Here is a 16721-nt window from a genome sequence, read left to right as displayed (position 1 = left end):
TACGACTCAGACCTGAACGGTCGGGGGCAGCGGCTCGGGCGGGAGGCCGCCGTCGCCGTCGACGACCTCGTCGGGGGTGCCGTCCTCGTCGAGGTCGACCATGGTGATGTCCACCTTGCCGTCACCGTCGGTGTCGAACTGGAACAGGTCGGCCTTGCCGTCGCCGTCGGTGTCCACCACCCACACGTCGGTCTTGCCGTCGTTGTTGGTGTCGGCGCGCAGCAGGTCGACCCGTTCGTCGCCCCGGGTCTCCACGGTTTCGGAGTCGGTCGTGACGCTCTCCGGTGCCTGGCTCATCTCGATGCGGTCCTTCCCTTGAGTTGACGGGCCGTACGTACCCGATCCCGCGCTCCCCCACGCATCGGCGGGGTACCGGGCTGTCTAGGGTCGCACCATGAGCGAGCGCAGCGGGCCGAGCACCCGGGCCGGCGTGGCGGAGACCCCGCGCGCCCACCGGGACGGACAGGGAGGCGTGATGAACGATCGTTTCGTGGTCGTCGGTGCGGGCACGATGGGGCTCGGCATCGCGTACGTGGCGGCCGGCGCCGGTCACGCCGTCGAGCTGGTCGAGGTGGACGCGGACCGGGGCGCGACCGCGCTGACCCGGCTCGCCGACCTGTGGGAGCGCGCGGTGCAGCGCGGCAGGCTGACCGCCGACGAGGCCGCCGCGTACCGGCAGCGGGTGATCCTGCGGCCGAGCCTCGCCGACGTCGCCCCCGCCCCGGGAGTGGTCGTGGAGGCGGTCCCGGAGCGGCTGGAGCTGAAGCGGGCGGTGCTGCGCGACGCCGCCGCCCTGAACCCGGCCCTGCTCGGCAGCAACACGTCCAGCATCGCCATCGGCGAGCTGGCCGCGGCTCTGGACGCGCCCGAGCGCTTCCTCGGCCTGCACTTCTTCAACCCCGTCTGGGCGATGGCGCTGCTGGAGATCGTGGTCGGCCCGGCCACCGCCGAGGAGACCACCACCGCGGCCGTCGCGCTCGCCGGCCGGCTGGGCAAGGACCCCGTCGTGGTACGCGACATGCCCGGCTTCGCGACCTCCCGCCTCGGGGTCACCCTCGGGCTGGAGGCGATCCGGATGGTCGCCGACCAGGTGGCCAGCCCCGCCGACATCGACAAGGCGATGGTGCTCGGCTACCGGCACCCGATCGGGCCGCTGGAACTCACCGACCTCGTCGGCCTGGACGTGCGCCTCGACATCGCCCGTACCCTCCAGGCCGCGTACGGGGACCGCTTCGCGCCACCGGAGCTGCTGGTGGAGATGGTGGCCGCCGGACGGCTGGGCAAGAAGTCCGGGCACGGCTTCTACCGCTGGGAAGGTGGCGTCAAGCAATGAGTGGTCTGCGGATCGAGGAGCGGTCGGACCGGCTCGTGGTGACGCTGGCCCGACCGGAGAAGCGCAACGCCATCGACGCCGACCTGATCGCCGAGATGCACGAGGTCTGCGCCGAGTTGGAGGCCCGTCCCCGGCTGCTGCTCCTGACCGGCGGCGCGGAGGGCATCTTCGCCGGTGGCGCCGACATCGGCCAGCTCCGCGAGCGGGGCCGCACGGACGCCCTGGCCGCGATCAACTCGGCGGCCTTCGCGCGGATCAGGGCACTACCCATGCCGAGCGTGGCCGCCGTGGACGGGCCGGCGCTGGGCGGCGGCGCGGAACTGGCGTACGCCTGCGATCTTCGGGTGTGTACGGCCCGGGCGGTGTTCGGCCAGCCGGAGGTGCGGTTGGGCATCCTGGCCGGCGCTGGCGCGACCCACCGACTGCCCGCCCTCATCGGCGAAGGTCGGGCCAAGGAACTGCTGTTCACCGGCCGTCGGGTGGACGCGGCGGAGGCCCTGCGGATCGGTCTGGTGAACCGGGTGGTGGACGAACCCGGCGAGCTGCTGACGACGGCGCACGGGCTGCTGGACGAGATGGCCCAGGCCTCGCCCCTGGCGTTGCGGCTCACGAAACTGGCCGTCGACGCGCCCGCCGCCGCGCACCCGCAGCTCGACCTGGTGAGTCAGGCGGTGCTCTTCGAGGACGAGGAGAAGCACCGCCGCATGACCGAGTTCCTGGAACGCCGCCGGGCCCGCTGACGCGGCAAACGGGAACGGCCGCATCGGCTGTCGAGCCGGTGCGGCCGTACGCGGTCCGCAGGTACTGCTCAGTGCCGGATCTGCACCCCGCTGTCGGCGAGCGCCCGGATCACCTGGGCCGACTCACCGAAGCCGATGATCAGGACGGCGTCCGCGCCGAACTGCTTGATCTCCTTCGCGCCGCCGGAGAAGTCCACCGGCGCGGCCTTGGCGTCTGCCGGCGGGTCGTACGTGAGCAGCTTGAGTCGGTCACCGGGAATGCCGGCCTTCTCCAACTCGTCACGGACGGTGGCCTGCAGGCCCTCACCGTAGGAGTCCTTACGGGCGACGATGACGATCTTCTGCGACCCGTCGCGGAGGACCACGTCGGCCAGCGCCCGGCCCTGGAGGCTGTCCGGCGGGGCGGTACGGAAGTAGAGGCCCTTGTCCTCGACGTCGGTCAGGCCGGCGTCGGTGTTCGACGACGAGAAGAGGATCTTCCCGGCCTTGACCACGTCCGGCAGCACCTCGCGGGAGATGCCCGACGCGCCCGCGCCGATGATGATGCTGACCCCGTCCGCCACGTGTTTGGCGACGGTCGCCTTGGCTACCGCCGGGTTGGTGCCGTCGTCGCCGTCCTTCCACGTCACCGGCTTGCCCAGCACGCCGCCCGCGGCGTTGATCTCCCGGATGGCCAGCGCCGCGCCGGCCGCCATCGGCGGGTACGCGATCGCCAGGTCGCCGGTCTTCGGCAGCAGACCGCCCACGATCAGCGGCTTCTGGTCGTCGGCGTCACCGGGGCGCGGCTTCTTGCCCTTCGGCGGCGTCTTGGTGCTCGCCGCCGACTCGGAGCCCGCGCCGACGAACTCGGTCTTGCCGTCGTTGAGCTGTTGGCCGTCGAAGGTCAGCGTGGCGTAGCTCGCGGTGGCCGGCTCACCCTTGTCGGTGAAGCCGGCGCGGGTCAGCGAGACGCTGCGGTACTCGATGTCCTGCCCGGCCCGGGCCAGCGTGAGGCAGGCGGCCGGGGTCTCGCAGCGCTGTCCGTTGTTGGTCACGCCGACGATCTGCTTGGCGATGGCCGCCGGGTCGGTGCTGCCGGCCAGTTGGGCGGCGAGCACACCGATGACCACCGCGTCGTACGTCTCGGCGGAGTAGAGGTAGTCCGTCAGCGCCGGATTGACGGACCGTAGCCGGCCCTTGAAGTCTTCGGGCAGTGGGGTGAGTGGCGTGGTCCCCTTCATTCCGTCGACGAGGTCGGCGCGTTCCTTCAACTCCGCTGGGTAGGAGTTGAGCATGTTGCCGTCCGTGCCGTAGAGGCGCACCTGTTGGGCGCTCCCCTCCTGGGCCTTGTCATCCCCGCAAGCGCTTGTGGCGAGCAGGATCGTCGCGCAGGCAGCCAGTGTGGCCACCCGCGAGCGGCGTGATACGAGCATGGTCGTCCTTCCTCCGGCGAAGGTCCGCTGCGCACATTAGCGTGCCCGGGCCGGTCGCGGGACCGTGGAGGCGGCGCAATGCGTAGGTAGCTCACTGTGAATACACACAGTGACGGAAGTGCCGTGGCTTGACCCCCCGTCCTACTGTGCGCTGCGTGACGGACCTACCACAGCAGACGTTCGACGACGCGACCGCCGTGCTCCGATCGGCGCTGGCCGGGGACGGGGACGCCGTGACGGGTACGTTCGACGCCGTCGTCGACCGGGCCGGCCTGTCCGGGGCGTACGGGGTCGCCTGGTGCCTGGCCGCGACGATGGTCGGTGACGCGCCGACGAGCACCGGATGCGCGCTGGAGTTCCCGGGCATCGAGCAGGCGGACTACGACACCCGCTGGGTGGCCCGCTTCGTGAGCGCCTACGCCAACCGGGACGTATCGACCGGCGAGGCCCTGTTCGGCGCGGCGGCGGCCGACGGGCTGCTCTCCGACTGCCTGCTCACGCTCGCCGGCTCGACGATCGCCACCCTGCGCAGCCGCGCCGTTTGAACGCGGCACCCGCTTCGGGTGCCGCGTCCGCGCGGGCCGTTCAGAAAGCGTGGTACGCGACCAGCGGCTCGTACTCGTAGCGCAGGTTGTCGAAGCGGACCCGGAAGTTGACCCCGTCCCGGACGTTCGTCGCGACGACGGTCCAGCCGGAGTTGGCCGGCAGGTAGGTCCAGTAGTTGCAGTTGCTGGTCTTGTCGATGAAGATCACGCAGGCTTCGGTGGCGTACGCGCTGGTGTTGCGGACGTTGATGTCGCGGCAGCGGGTTGTGGTGCGGTACGGGCCGGCCTGGCCGCCGTAGCCGCCGGTCTGGAAGAACGAGCGGACCGCGCCGCCGTAGCAGGTGGCGAGCGGCGCGAAGAGGTTCGGCCCCGAGGTGAAATCGGTGGAGTCGGCGCTCGGGGTGGCCGTGGCGGCCTGGGCGGGTGCGCCGGTGGCGAGCAGCGCGGCGGCCGTGGCGACGGCGAGCAGGCGAGCGGTCGGGGATGACATGCAGGCGGCCTCCGAAAACAGTTAACTGACTGTCCGTATTGGACGTACGAGCTGACCGTGACGATGATACTGATCGATTAATCGCGGCGTGGTCCGGGATCGTCGGTCGGGTGTGATAGCTCTGGGGCATGTCCGAGGCCATGCTCAGCAAGGTGCGCAAGCTGCTCGCCCAGGCCGAGGATCCGGCCTGCACTCCCGCCGAGTCGGCGGCGTTCACCGCCAAGGCGACCGAGCTGATCGCCCGCTACGGCGTCGACAGGGCGCTGCTCGCGGTCCGCGACCCGACCAGCGACCCGGTCGGCGACCGCGTGCTCGACATCGTCGCCCCGTACGCGCGGGACAAGGTCGGCCTGCTCGCGGCGGTCGCCGAGCCGCTGCGCTGCCGCTGCGTCCGGCGTAAGCAGGGCAACGGCTTCGTCGCCCACCTGTTCGGCTTCGCCAGCGACCTCGAACGCGTGGACCTGCTCTTCACGTCGCTGCTCGTACAGGCCGCACACGGGCTGGCGGCCACGGCGGTGCCGGCGGACGACCATCCGGCCGCCTTCCGGCGCTCCTGGCTCGCGGGCTTCGCGGAGGTGATCGGGGGGCGGCTCTGGGCGGCCGAGTCCGCGGCGGCCAGCGAGTCAGGCGCCCCGTCGATGGCGTTGGTGCTGGCCGACCGCTCCGACCGGGTGCAGCGACGGCTCACCGAGGAGTACCCGCGACTGCGTACCGCTCCGGCTCGTCGCCTCGGCGGCACGGGCTTCGGCTCCGGCGCCGAGGCGGGCAGCCGCGCTCACCTGGGCGGCCGTAATCTCGACACCGGCCGGGTCGGTCGACAACTCGGCCACTGACCCCGGCCCGGCGCAGCGCGGCTTGGCGCGGCCGGGCCCGGCGCGGCCCGGCCTGGATCAGCCCGGCTCGGCCTGGATCAGCCCGGCCCGGCGCGGCTCAGGCGGTGTGCGGGCCGCCGCGCGACACCGTGGCGAGATAGCGGGTCAGCAACTCGTGCCAGCCCGCCGTGAGCGCCTTGCGATAGCCCTCGGCCGCCTCGCCGTGCCGGTCGAAGTGCCGGTGCTCCAGCTCGACCCGGGTCCGTTCGGGGCCGTCCGGCAGGAACAGCACCTCGACCTCGCTCGCCTTCGCCGGATCCGGCACCGGCACCCGGTCCGGCCCGAGCTGCCAGGCGAAGACCAGCCGTCGAGGCGGATCCCACGTGAGCACCCGACCCCAGTCGGCCCGGAAGCCGTACGGGCCGATCTCGTAGAGCATTCCGCCGGCCCGGGGCTCCATGCCCAGCTCGGCGAGAGCTTCCGGACCGGACCAGGTGTACTCGGTGACCCACCACTCGGTCAGCTCGTCGGTGAACACGGCGAACGCCCGCTCGGCGGACCCGGGGACGAGGAGACTGCACCGTAAGGAGAAGCGCTCCAGGTCCTGCCGAATGTCGGCCGGATCAGCCATCCCCTGTCCCATAGGCCCGGACCATACCGGCTGATGCCCGGGTGTGCAGCTTCCGCAGTGCCCTTTTCCAGACAGTGGGTTGCCGAGTCGTCACGCACGGGATGGCCCGCCGGAAAGCGGGTAACCGCGCCGGACGGCCCGGACCACCGGGTTCGGCGCACGGGCGGAGCGGGAGAGCATGAGCGAGAACGCGCAGCAGCGACGGCCGGAGCGGGACGCCGACGCCGGAGACCCGGACGTGCTCCTCGACATCCCGAAGGTCTCGGTCGACTCGATCCGGCTGGCCGTGGACGGGCTGGACGCCGACATCTCGCTGCGTGCCCGGCTGGCCAACCTGCTTCAACTCGACGCGGGCGTACGGGTCCACCTGCACGGCGTCGAACTGGACATCGACGGGGTACACGCCGAGGCGCAGCTACGGGTACGACTGGAGCAGTTGGTGACACTCCTGGGCCGCGCGCTCGACACCATCGACAACAACCCGCAGGTCATCGAGTCTCTCTCGCGCGCGGGCGCTGGCGCGCTCGACGACGTGAACCGCAGTAGCGAGCAGTTGGCGGCCCGCGCCGCCGAGATCACCGCTCGCGCACAGCACGGCAACGTCCGCGACGAACTGGCCCGGCAGGCGGGTGTGCCCGGCGGGGGCGGCGACCAGAGGCGGGTACGGCCGGTCCGCCCGGTGAGTCCGTCGGCCGGTGCGCCCGTCTCGACCCCCGCTCCGGGCCCGTCCGGCGCTCCCGCCGGTGGCCGAGGTGACAGCGGGCAGCCAGAGGGCGGCCCGTCCGGTGGTGGTCCCTCCGGCGAAGGTCCGAGTAGGGGCGGCCCGACTGGGGCGGGTCGGGCCGGCGGTGGCCCGGAGGCGCGCGGGGAGGGCGGCCAAGCCGGTGGCGGCCCCGCTAGTGGCGGGCCAACAGGTGGTGCCCAGGGCGGCGGTCGGCAGGGTGGTGGTGGTCAGCACGGCGGCGGCCAGCAGAGTGCCGGTCAGCACGGCGGCGGAGGTGGCGGGCAGGTTGGCGGTGGCGTCGCGGGTGGGGCGCAGGCAGCGGCCCAGAACGCGGCGCAGCTCGCCGAGCAGGCGAGCGAGAGCATCCGCCAGGCCGGGCGCAGCGTGTGGGAGGCGATCCAGGGTGGGATCGCCCAGCACCGCCAACAGGGCTGCGGGGACCAGTGACACAACATCGAGATCTTGGACAGTTTCCGTTCGGCCCGAACTGTGCTGTCCAAGATCTCGTACCCGCCGCGATCGGGCCGTGGAAGTGCCGTGCGATCTGTCGGCGATTGCGACCTTGACGCGCAATCGATGATGGCTGCATGAGCCTGGATGACGGTGACCCGGTCTTGATTGCCGTGAGCCTTGCGGCCGTGGTCCTCGGCCTCGCCTGGGCTGTGCTGGGCGCGCGGGTGGCCCTCTCACGGCGGTTTCCCGCAGCCTGGGTTCGACTGGTACGCCCGACGCCGATCCAGCGGGCCCGGCCCGTGCGGATGGGCTGCGCCCAGGTCATGAGCGGCGCGGGCCTGGTCGCGTATGGCGCAACGTTCCTCGTGCCCATGCCCTATCCAGTGGGAGTTGCACTGATCGCGGTGTTCCTGTTGCTTCTGCTGAGTGCGGCGGGATCGGTGGCGCTGCTGCGCCGCTAGCCGCGCATGGTGGTGGGCCGGGCAGCAACCAGGGGCAACGGCGACGGACGCAGCGAGGGCACAAAAGCAAGATCCCCACCTGCGTATTCGCTGGTGGGGACCTCTGTAGCCCGGCGAAAGGCTATGTGGCCAGGGGCGGGGTCGAACCGCCGACCTTCCGATTTTCAGTCGGACGCTCGTACCAACTGAGCTACCTGGCCGTGTTGCTCGGCTCATGCTACCCGCCAGCAGATTGAGCTGCTGACAGGATCACACGCTCCGATACGCAGAACGCCGCGCGAGGCGCGGCGTCAGCGCTGCGGTCCTGACGGGACTTGAACCCGCGACCTCCGCCTTGACAGGGCGGCGAGCACTCCAACTGCTCCACAGGACCTAGCTTGTGTTGCTCCGGCTTGCGCCGGTCGTGCCCCCAACGGGATTCGAACCCGTGCTACCGCCTTGAAAGGGCGGCGTCCTGGGCCGCTAGACGATGAGGGCGGCCCCGCCATCATTGCACATTCGCAACTTCAAGCGGACTTGCTCCCATCCGGCCCCGCCGGAGGCTTGGAAAGCATACGTGATGCCTGGCCGGTCGACAAAACCGGTATGGCCGGGGCCGTCGGGGAGCGCATAACCGCAGGTCAGGGTCCATCTGCCTTGAGCCGGGTGATGCCGTAGCGGTGCTTCAGGTCGGCGATCAGGTGCGGGCAGGCGGCGAGCGTCGCGGCCCGGTTTCCGCCCCCGTCGTGCAGCAGCACGATGGAGCCGGGACGTGCCGAGTTGTGGACCCGGTTGGCGATCGTGGTGGCGGTCGGCTTGTCCCAGTCCTGCGGGTCGACGGCCCAGTGCAGGGGGTGCATGCCGAGCTCCTTGGCCACCGCGAGGACCTCTGGCGTCCACCGGCCACCGGGTTGGCGGTAGAAGGGCACCGGCGTGCCCGGGGCGGCCTTCTGGATGGCCTTGTTGGTGCGGGCCAGGTCGGCCTTGATGTCGGCGACCGGTCGACGGGCGAGGTCGAGGTCGTGCCGCCAGCTGTGGTTGCACAGTTGGTGGCCCTCCCGGACGATCCGCCGGATCAGCTCGGGGTGCCGCTGGGCCTCGAGGCCCACGACGCAGAAGGTGGCCGTCACGTGGGCCGCCTTCAGTTGGTCGAGCACCTTGGGCGTCCAGGCGGGGCTGGGCCCGTCGTCGAAGGTCAGCGCCACGGGCCGTACGCCGGTGTTGCGCCGGAGCCCGGCCGGGAGCTTCGCCGGCAGCGGTCGCAGCGGCGGTTTCGGCGGCTTGGTGCGGGTGGCGCTCGGGGTGGGCGTCGGCGTGGGGCTGGTGGTCGACTCGACGGGCAGCGGCGGCCCGGCGACGTGGATGGCAGTGTCTGGCTGGGCGCAACCGGACAAGACCAGCACCACGGCGAGGACGGACGCCAGGGCGGCGCGGGCTTGCATCTGTTCGCTCCCGGAGGGTCGGGGTGGGCGGACCACTCCGACGGTAGTGGAAGCGGCCGGGGAGCCGACAGGTCGGTCAGGCCTCTCGCGACTGGTCCAGCGAATCGCGGACCGCCACCGCCAGTGAGACCGCCTCGGCCAGGTCGACCGGCCGGACCACTCCGGCGGGCAGGCCATCGGCCCGCCAGCCCGGCCCGGCGGCGAGGATCAGCAGCGGGCGGCGGGGTGCGGCGAGCAGCGCGCTGAGTTGGTCCGGGTCGGCGGTGGCCCGGGTGTGTGACCAGAGGACCACGGCGGCCGGTCCGGTCCGGTTGACCGCCTCGACGAGGGCGGCCACCGGCACCCGGGCGCCCAGCATCCGGTAGCCCACCCCGGCCTCGGCGAGCGCGGCGGCCAGTGCCTCCAGGGGCAGGGTGTGCTGCTCCTCGTCGGCGCAGGAGAGCAGGATCCGGGCGGGCCCGGCGGGCGGGTTGGCCCGGCTGGCCGCGGCGAACGCCTCCGACACGCACCGGGAGACCAGGTGCTCCACCTCGATGAGGCCGGAGGTGGCGACATGCCGTTCGCCGATGCCGGCGAGCACCGGCCGCAGCAGGGTCTCCCAGGTGGCGACGACCCCGCTGGCGGCGATCGTGTGCGCGATCGTCTCGTTGATCACCGCCGCGTCCAGGCGCATGGCAGCGCGGGCCAGGCCCCGGGCCGCCGGGCCGGCGCGGCCCACCCCGATGGCGCCGCCGCCGTCGCGGCTCGCCGGACGGATCCGACCCCGGGGGACGGTGTCCAGGTGCGTGCGGTCCGGTCCCTGCCGGGCCCATTGAGCCGCCTCGGCCGGGCTGACGCCCTCGGCGGTCAGCCGCCGCATGGTTTCGAGGCGGGCCAGGTCGGCCGGCGTGTACCGGCGGTGATGGCCGGGCACGTGCTCGCTGGGCCCGAGCCCGTAGCGCTGGTGCCAGGTACGCAGCGTGGTGACCGCGACCCCCAGCCGGCGCGCCACGGCGCCCGCGCTCAACGCCTCATCGGCCACCCGACCGCTCCACCGCGTCGTCCGCCGGCGATCCGGGCGGGGTCGTGGTGGTGGAGCCGGGGGTGTCCGACGAGGACCCCGAGGGGCGCAACAGACGGTTCACCACCCCGCCCAGCCAGGGCGCGTACGAACGAGGGTCCCGGTCGAGGTCGGCTTCCAGGGCGGCCGGGTCGGCCCAGCGCAGCTCGGCCACCTCGTCCGGGTCGGGGCGCAGTGGCGCGACGGGCCGGAACTCGCCGCGCAGCACGTGGTCGTACTCGAACTCGACCCGACCGGTGGTGGGGTCCTCGGCGTAGTAGACGTAGACGCCCACCTGGGTCAGCTCGACCGGACCGGTGCCCAACTCCTCACGCAGCCGCCGGTTGGCCGCCTCGGTGAGCGACTCGCCCGGCCGGGGGTGGCCGCAGCAGGAGTTCGCCCACCGCAGCGGAAAGCGGGTCTTGACCGCGGCCCGTCGTTGTAACAGCACCTGGCCGTCCGGGTCGACGAGCATCACCGAGAATGCCCGGTGCAGTTGCCCCGGTGGTTGGTGTGCGGCGGCGACGGTGGTGTCTCCGTGGGCTCGCCCGTTGTCGTCGACCAGCTCGACGAGGTGGTCCTCGCGACTGCTCATCGTCCCTCCCCCGTGATCCGGCCGGCGGCCAGCTTGCCAGAGATCAACACCATCGGTACGCCCACGCCGGGTTGGGTGCCGGAGCCGACGAAGACGACGTTCGGCAGGTGTCGGTGCAGGTTCGACGGGCGGAACGGCCCGGTCTGGAAGAGGGTGTGCGCGGCGGCGAACGGTGTGCCGGCGGCCATGCCCTGCTCGGCCCACTCGGCGGGGGTGATCGCCCGCAGCACCTCGACGCCGTCGCCGAACCCGACGTAGCCGCGCTCCTCCAGCGTCGCGATGAGCTGGTCGCCGTACCGCTGGGTCAGGTCGCCACGCCACTCGAAGGGCGCCCGATCGAGGTTCGGCACGGGCGCGAGCACGTAGTAGGTGTGCCGATCCGCTGGTGCCACCGACGGGTCGGTCCGGCTGGGATTGGTGACGAGCAGCGACGGATCGGTCATCAGCTCACCCCTGCGGATGACCTCATCGAAGGTGCCCTTCCACGCGCGTCCGAAGTGGATGTTGTGGTGGGCGATCTTCGCATAGCCCTGCCGCGAGCCGACGTGCAGGACGACGCAGGACGGCGAGTAGGTGAGGCGTCGCGCGGGCGCGGCGGGCAGCAGGTCCCGGTAGGCGACCGGCAGGTCCGGGTTGAGCACCACCACGTCCGCCGGCACCAGCTCGCCGTCGGCGGTCAGTACGCCGGTGGCCCGGCCGTTCGCGGTCTCCACCCGGGTCACCGTGGTGTCGTACCGGATCTGCACGCCGTGCTTCTCGGCCGCGCCGGCCATCGCGCGGGAGACCGCGTGGATGCCGCCCCGGGGGAAGTAGACCCCGGCAACCGAGTCGAGGTACGCGATGACCGCGTAAATGGCCAGCGCGTCGTGTGGGGCGAGCCCGGCGTACATCGCCTGGAAGGAGAAGATCCGCTGGGTACGCGGGTCCCGGAAGAACTGATTGATCTTGGTCTGGAGGCGGCGGAAGGCCCCACCGGTGAGCAGCTTGAGCAGGTTGCCGGTGAGCAGGTCGGTCGGCGCGTCCAGGTTGCGCTCGATGAAGTCGGCCCGCTCCAGCCGCCACAGCTCGCGCGAGTAGTCGACGAAGCGCAGGTAGCCGTCGGCCTCCCGGGGACCGCAGACCCGGGAGATCTCGGCGGCCATCCGGGTGGTGTCGGTGCGTACGTCGAGGGTCGACCCGTCCGGGTAGTACGCCCGGTACGCCGGGTCCAGCGGGGTCAGGTCGAGCCAGTCGCGCAGCTCCTCGCCGACGGCCCCGAGCGCCTCGGCGATGAGGTCGGGCATGGTGAGCACGGTCGGGCCGGTGTCGAACTCGTACCCGTCCACGGAGAGTCGGCCCGCGCGCCCGCCGGGGACCGGCTCGCGCTCCAGCACCGTCACCTGCCGGCCGCTGCCGGCGAGGTGCAGCGCACAGGCGAGCCCACCCAGCCCGGCGCCCACGACCACCACCCGGTCCGTCCGTCCCGTCACCGTCCGCACGTGACCACCTCCTCGAGATCCTCGGTCATCAGGCCCGCCGACTGGTGGCAGCGGTGGCCAACCCGGTCAGCGCGGTACGCGCCGTCCGGTCCACGGGCGCGCTGTCGAGCGCGGCCAGGGCATCGCCGACCCGCTCGGCGATCATCCGCTCCACCCGGGCCACCGCACCGGTCGCGGCGACCACGTCGGCGAGCCGTTCGACGGGTTCGCCGTCGGTCTGCTCCAGCGCCCGGAGCTGGCTCGGCGTGGCCAGTTGGCGGGCCAGCATGAGCAGCGTGGTGGGCTTGCCGACGCGCAGGTCGTCGCCGGCCGGTTTGCCGGTCGACTCCGGGTCGCCGTAGACGCCGAGCAGGTCGTCGCGGAGCTGGAACGCCTCGCCGACGGCCAGGCCGTAGCGGGTGTACGCGGTGACCAGCGCGTCGTCGACCGTCACCCCGGCCAGGCGGGCGCCGAACAGCAGCGGTCGCTGCACGGTGTAGCTGGCGGTCTTGTAGCGCGCTACGCGCAGCGCCCGATCGACCGACCAGCTTTCCGGGTCGTTCTCGCCGAGCACGTCCAGGTACTGCCCCGCGACCGTCTCGACCCGCATCTGGTCGTAGCAGCGGCGGACCTCGAACAGCCTCGCCGGGGTGATGGCGGTGCGGGCGAGCAGCTTGTCGGCCCAGACCATGCAGAGGTCGCCGATCAGCACGGCGGCGGCCTCGCCGAACCGGTCCGGGTCGCCCCGGTGACCGGCGGCGACGTGCTGGGCGGCGAGCGCGACGTGTGCCGTGGGCCGGCCGCGACGGGTGGTGGAGGCGTCCATCACGTCGTCGTGGACCAGCGCGAAGGTGTGCAGCAGTTCGAGCGCGGCCAGCGCGGGCAGGACTGCGGGGAGCGGTTCGTCGCCACCGACGGCCCCGCGCCAGCCCCAGTAGCCGAACGTGGACCGGATCCGCTTTCCGCCCGACAGCACGGCCGCGCGTGCGGCGGACGCGAATCCGCCCATGGCTGCGTCGATCTCGGTGAGTGTGTCGACCTCGGCGGTGAGGAAGGTGGAGAGGGTCTCGTCGACCGCGGTGATCAGGTCCTGGGTGTAAGCGGCCAGGACAGCGCGGACCGGGTCGTCCCGCTCGCCTGGCTCCGTCGGCGCCACACGTACCGCGTTGCCCGCAACTGCGTCGTTGGCCATGTGGACGAGCGTACCCTAGGGTACGAGTTGCGTCGATTGGTGCGTCGATATTTGAGGAGGGCCCGTGGACACCGATCTCACCGCTGCCTATGACCGGTGCCGTGAGCTGCACAAACGTCACGGCCGCACCTACTATCTCGCCACCCGGCTGCTCCCCGCGTGGAAACGGCGACACGTGCACGCTCTCTACGGATTCACGCGGTACGCCGACGAGATCGTCGACAGCACCGAGGCCCTCCCACCTGCCGAGCGGGCCGCCCTGCTCGACGACTGGGCCAGCCGGTTCGTGGCTGGCCTGCACGGCGCGTCGGTTGACGACCCGCTGCTGCCGGCCGTGCTGCACACGATCGCCATCTTCGATCTGGACCGGGACGACTTCGCGTCGTTTCTCAAGAGCATGGCGATGGACCTGACGGTCACCTCGTACCCGACATACGACCACCTGCTCGACTACATGGAGGGTTCGGCGGCGGTGATCGGCACGATGATGTTGCCGATCCTGGGCAGCTCCGACCCGGCGGCGGCCCGCGAGCCGGCCCGGCAGCTCGGCTTCGCCTTCCAGCTCACCAACTTCATCCGGGACGTCGCCGAGGACCTCGACCGGGGCCGCACCTACCTCCCCGACGAGGACCTGGCGAAGTTCGGCGTCACCCGCGAGGAGCTGATCGAGGCCCGCGACCGAGGGCAGGGCACGCCCCACACCCGCGAGTTGATCGAGTACGAGGTGACCCGGGCCCAGGCGCACTACGCCGCCGCCGCGCCCGGCATCACCATGCTCGCTCCCGCCTCGCAGGCGTGCATGCGCACGGCGTACGCGCTCTACGGCGGCATCCTCGACGAGGTGGCCGCGCAGGACTACGACGTGTTCGCCCGTCGCGCCCTGGTGCCGCAGCGGCGACGGATGGCGGTGGCCGCGCGTGCTCTGCTGACGTCGACGGGTACCCCGGTCACGATCCCGGGCCCGACGGTCCAGCCGGCGGCCCCGTGAGCGGGGGCACCGCGGTCGTGCTCTTCACCCGCGACCTGCGGGTACACGACCACCCGGCGCTGGCGACGACCTGCGCGGCGTTCGACCGGGTGGTGCCGTTGTACGTGCTCGACCCGACCCTGGCCGGGTTGTCGGCCAACCGCACCCGGTTCCTGCACCAGGCGCTCGCCGACCTGCGGGACGCGCTGCGCGAGCGCGGCGGCGACCTGGTGGTGCGGCGCGGCGACCCGGTGGCCGAGACGATCGGGCTGGCCGGCAAGGTCGGTGCCACCGCCGTGGCGCTCTCCGCCGACGTCAGCCACTACGCCCGCCGGCGGGAGCGCCGACTGCGGGCCGAGTGCGAGCGGCACCGGCTGCACCTGCGGCTCTTTCCGGGGCTGACGGTCGTCGAGCCGGGCGCCCTGCGGCCCGGCGGCGGAGGCGACCACTACCGGGTGTTCAGCCCCTACCACCGGGCGTGGGCCGCCGCCCGGTGGCGCGAGGAGTTGGCCGCGCCGCGCCGCATCGTGCTGCCCGACGGGGTGAGCGTGGGCGGGTTGCCGGCGCTGCCGGCGGGGGAGTCACCGGACGCGGCCGTCGGCGGCGAACGCGTCGCCCGGCAGCGGCTCGCCGACTGGCTGCCCGAGCTGGGCCGGTACGACGACCAGCACGACGACATGGCCGGCGACGACACCTCCCGCCTCAGCCCGTACCTGCGCTTCGGTTGCGTGTCGCCGATGTCGGTGGCCAACCGGGCCGGCGACCGGTCCGGTCCGTTCGTGCGGCAGATCTGCTGGCGCGACTTCTACTACCAGGTCACCGCCGCGTTCCCGCAGATCTCGACGGCCGCGTACCGGCGGGGCGCCACCGAAGAGTGGCGCTACGACGATGACGCCCGCACGGCCTGGGCCGAGGGCCGGACGGGCATGCCGATCGTGGACGCCGGGATGCGGCAGATGCGGGCCCAGGGTTGGCAGCACAACCGGGCCCGGCTGATCACCGCCGGTTACCTCACCAAGCACCTGGGGCAGGACTGGCGGGCCGGCGTACAGGTCTTCTTCCGCTGGCTCCTCGACGGCGACGTGGCCAACAACTCCGGCAACTGGCAGTGGGTCGCCGGCACCGGTAACGACACCAAGCCGTACCGGGGGTTCAACCCGGTCCGGCAGGCCGAGCGGTACGACCCGGCCGGCGACTACGTACGCCGGTGGGTGCCGGAGTTGGCGCAGGTGTCGGGCAAGGCCATCCACCAGCCGTGGAAGCTGCCCGACGACCTTCGCCGCACGCTTGACTATCCGCCGCCGCTCACCGTGCCCGGCACCGATCCGGTCTGGCTGCGCTGATCAGAGGCAGGAGTGCAGCACCTCGGCCAGCTCGTCGACCCGGTCGTGTTCGGCGAGCTGTGCCGTGACGTACGCGAGCGTGTAGCCGCGTACCGGGTCGGCCCAGGCGCTGCTGCCGCCGAGCCCGCCCATGCCCCAACTGAGGTCGGGTTCCCACTGCATGCCCAGCGTCCACCGGACCCGGCGGTCCAGCACCACGTCCGGGCCGTCGTACTGGACCCGGGTCGCCTCGTCGAGAAGGGCGGGGCTGAACAGCCGTACGCCGTCCAGGACGCCGCCGGCCAGCAGACCCGCGTAGAGCCGGCCCAGGCCGACGGAGGTGGCGTGCAGGTTGACCGCCGGCATCTCGGCACCCCGCCACAGCGGACTGTTCAGCACGGCGAGGTCCAGCCCACCGGCCGGGTTGCCCAACGCCCTCGCCCGCAGGGTCTCCGGCTCGCCCAGCTTGCGGATCGGCCACTCCGGGTCGCCGTAGCGCAGGTCCGCGCAGCGCCGTTGGTCCGTCTCGGCCAGCCCGAACCCGAGGTCGAGCTGCCACGGGCCGGCGATCTCGTCGGCGAGGAAGCGGCCCACGCTGCGGCCGTCCACCCGGCGGACCAGCTCGCCCACCAGGTGGCCGTACGTCCAGGCGTGCTCGCCGGCCAGCGTTCCGGGCGGCCATTCGGGCTCGGCGGCGGCCAGGTCGCCGGCGAGCAGCGCCCAGTCCGCGACCGCGCTGGCCGGCCGGGGCACCGGGAACGCCGGCAGCCCGGCGGTGTGCGACAACACGTGCCGCACGGTGGCCGGGGTACGGAACTCCGGCCAGTACCGCTGCACGGGCGAGTCCAGGTCGACCCGGCCCCGGTCGACGAGTAGCAGCAGGCACAGCGCGGCCACCGGCTTACCGACCGAGTAGACGTTGACCAGCGTGTCCGGTCGCCACGGTTGGCCGGACGGCCCGTCACCGGCGCGGAACCCGCCCACCAGGTCGACCACCGGCTGGCCGTCGTACCAGATGGTGAGGCTGGCACCGGTCTCCCGGCCGGCGGTCAGCAGGTCGTGGAAGCAGTCCCGGACGGGGGCGAAGCGTGCGTGCATCGGATCACCGTAGGCGCTCCGGAGCGGTA

18 protein-coding genes and 3 tRNA genes are annotated in these 16721 nt (G+C 72.4%); 8 read left to right on the top strand and 13 right to left on the bottom strand.

Annotated features, from left to right (window positions below):
* Window positions 1-6: 6 nt before the first annotated feature.
* Window positions 7-297 carry a hypothetical protein gene (locus AB0J36_RS10195; protein WP_357132114.1) on the bottom strand — a complete coding sequence of 97 codons (291 nt, stop codon included), beginning with the start codon at window positions 295-297 and terminating at the stop codon, window positions 7-9.
* A gap of 178 nt (window positions 298-475) precedes the next feature.
* On the opposite strand from AB0J36_RS10195, the gene AB0J36_RS10190 reads away from it, so the two are divergent.
* Both AB0J36_RS10190 and AB0J36_RS10185 read left to right on the top strand, forming a co-directional pair.
* Window positions 476-1333 (top strand): 3-hydroxyacyl-CoA dehydrogenase family protein, encoded by an 858-nt coding sequence (locus AB0J36_RS10190; protein WP_357132261.1) that lies wholly within the window; start codon window positions 476-478, stop codon window positions 1331-1333.
* Window positions 1330-2073, top strand: a complete 744-nt coding sequence (locus AB0J36_RS10185) for an enoyl-CoA hydratase/isomerase family protein (protein ID WP_363660414.1) — start codon at window positions 1330-1332, stop codon at window positions 2071-2073. Before AB0J36_RS10190 ends, AB0J36_RS10185 begins: the two co-directional genes overlap by 4 nt.
* Before the next feature lie 68 nt (window positions 2074-2141).
* Here the strand turns inward: AB0J36_RS10185 and AB0J36_RS10180 are convergent, their stop codons facing one another.
* A complete protein-coding gene (locus tag AB0J36_RS10180) occupies window positions 2142-3485 on the bottom strand; it encodes an ABC transporter substrate-binding protein (RefSeq protein WP_363660413.1) in 1344 nt (447 codons plus the stop codon).
* A gap of 155 nt (window positions 3486-3640) precedes the next feature.
* Here AB0J36_RS10180 and AB0J36_RS10175 point away from each other — a divergent pair, with 155 nt between their 5' ends.
* Entirely contained in the window at window positions 3641-4030 is a 390-nt protein-coding gene (locus AB0J36_RS10175) for a hypothetical protein (protein ID WP_363660412.1), read from the top strand.
* Window positions 4031-4070: 40 nt separating this feature from the next.
* Here the strand turns inward: AB0J36_RS10175 and AB0J36_RS10170 are convergent, their stop codons facing one another.
* On the bottom strand, window positions 4071-4520 hold the full coding sequence (locus AB0J36_RS10170) for a hypothetical protein (RefSeq protein ID WP_357171662.1): 450 nt from the start codon (window positions 4518-4520) through the stop codon (window positions 4071-4073).
* A gap of 128 nt (window positions 4521-4648) precedes the next feature.
* On the opposite strand from AB0J36_RS10170, the gene AB0J36_RS10165 reads away from it, so the two are divergent.
* On the top strand, window positions 4649-5353 hold the full coding sequence (locus tag AB0J36_RS10165) for a DUF2786 domain-containing protein (protein WP_357171661.1): 705 nt from the start codon (window positions 4649-4651) through the stop codon (window positions 5351-5353).
* A 97-nt stretch (window positions 5354-5450) separates the two neighbouring features.
* On the opposite strand, the gene AB0J36_RS10160 is transcribed toward AB0J36_RS10165, so the two are convergent.
* A complete protein-coding gene (locus AB0J36_RS10160) occupies window positions 5451-5975 on the bottom strand; it encodes an SRPBCC family protein (RefSeq protein ID WP_355048395.1) in 525 nt (174 codons plus the stop codon).
* A gap of 166 nt (window positions 5976-6141) precedes the next feature.
* Here AB0J36_RS10160 and AB0J36_RS10155 point away from each other — a divergent pair, with 166 nt between their 5' ends.
* Both AB0J36_RS10155 and AB0J36_RS10150 read left to right on the top strand, forming a co-directional pair.
* On the top strand, window positions 6142-7134 hold the full coding sequence (locus AB0J36_RS10155; protein WP_363660410.1) for a hypothetical protein: 993 nt from the start codon (window positions 6142-6144) through the stop codon (window positions 7132-7134).
* Between the two features lie 140 nt (window positions 7135-7274).
* Window positions 7275-7601, top strand: a complete 327-nt coding sequence (locus AB0J36_RS10150) for a hypothetical protein (protein ID WP_363660409.1) — start codon at window positions 7275-7277, stop codon at window positions 7599-7601.
* 126 nt (window positions 7602-7727) lie between these two features.
* On the opposite strand, the gene AB0J36_RS10145 is transcribed toward AB0J36_RS10150, so the two are convergent.
* The 8 genes from AB0J36_RS10145 to AB0J36_RS10110 all read right to left on the bottom strand — a co-directional run bounded on the left by AB0J36_RS10145 (window position 7728) and on the right by AB0J36_RS10110 (window position 13305).
* A tRNA-Phe gene (locus AB0J36_RS10145) sits at window positions 7728-7801 on the bottom strand.
* A gap of 99 nt (window positions 7802-7900) precedes the next feature.
* A tRNA-Asp gene (locus AB0J36_RS10140) sits at window positions 7901-7974 on the bottom strand.
* A 31-nt stretch (window positions 7975-8005) separates the two neighbouring features.
* Window positions 8006-8078, bottom strand: a tRNA-Glu gene (locus AB0J36_RS10135).
* A 143-nt stretch (window positions 8079-8221) separates the two neighbouring features.
* Window positions 8222-9022, bottom strand: coding sequence for a polysaccharide deacetylase family protein (locus AB0J36_RS10130; RefSeq protein WP_357132069.1), 801 nt, complete (start codon window positions 9020-9022; stop codon window positions 8222-8224).
* 76 nt (window positions 9023-9098) lie between these two features.
* Complete coding sequence (locus AB0J36_RS10125; protein WP_357171658.1) at window positions 9099-10043, bottom strand: MerR family transcriptional regulator; 945 nt, start codon at window positions 10041-10043, stop codon at window positions 9099-9101.
* Window positions 10033-10656, bottom strand: a complete 624-nt coding sequence (gene idi, locus AB0J36_RS10120; protein WP_357132063.1) for an isopentenyl-diphosphate Delta-isomerase — start codon at window positions 10654-10656, stop codon at window positions 10033-10035. The genes AB0J36_RS10125 and idi overlap by 11 nt, the downstream gene beginning before the upstream one ends.
* Entirely contained in the window at window positions 10653-12134 is a 1482-nt protein-coding gene (crtI, locus tag AB0J36_RS10115; RefSeq protein ID WP_363660408.1) for a phytoene desaturase family protein, read from the bottom strand. Before crtI ends, idi begins: the two co-directional genes overlap by 4 nt.
* A gap of 28 nt (window positions 12135-12162) precedes the next feature.
* Window positions 12163-13305, bottom strand: a complete 1143-nt coding sequence (locus AB0J36_RS10110; RefSeq protein ID WP_357132057.1) for a polyprenyl synthetase family protein — start codon at window positions 13303-13305, stop codon at window positions 12163-12165.
* A gap of 64 nt (window positions 13306-13369) precedes the next feature.
* Here AB0J36_RS10110 and AB0J36_RS10105 point away from each other — a divergent pair, with 64 nt between their 5' ends.
* Together AB0J36_RS10105 and AB0J36_RS10100 are read left to right on the top strand one after the other, a co-directional pair.
* A complete protein-coding gene (locus tag AB0J36_RS10105) occupies window positions 13370-14293 on the top strand; it encodes a phytoene/squalene synthase family protein (RefSeq protein WP_363660407.1) in 924 nt (307 codons plus the stop codon).
* Window positions 14290-15615, top strand: coding sequence for a deoxyribodipyrimidine photo-lyase (locus AB0J36_RS10100; RefSeq protein ID WP_357132051.1), 1326 nt, complete (start codon window positions 14290-14292; stop codon window positions 15613-15615). The genes AB0J36_RS10105 and AB0J36_RS10100 overlap by 4 nt, the downstream gene beginning before the upstream one ends.
* Here the strand turns inward: AB0J36_RS10100 and AB0J36_RS10095 are convergent, their stop codons facing one another.
* Window positions 15616-16692 carry a serine hydrolase domain-containing protein gene (locus AB0J36_RS10095; RefSeq protein ID WP_357171655.1) on the bottom strand — a complete coding sequence of 359 codons (1077 nt, stop codon included), beginning with the start codon at window positions 16690-16692 and terminating at the stop codon, window positions 15616-15618. It lies immediately after the preceding gene.
* Between the last annotated feature and the right edge of the window lie 29 nt (window positions 16693-16721).

The organism is Micromonospora sp. NPDC049662, assembly GCF_040675055.1.
In the GTDB taxonomy this organism is placed as follows: Bacteria; Actinomycetota; Actinomycetes; order Mycobacteriales; family Micromonosporaceae; genus Micromonospora.
This window is presented reverse-complemented; position numbering and strand designations above follow the sequence as displayed.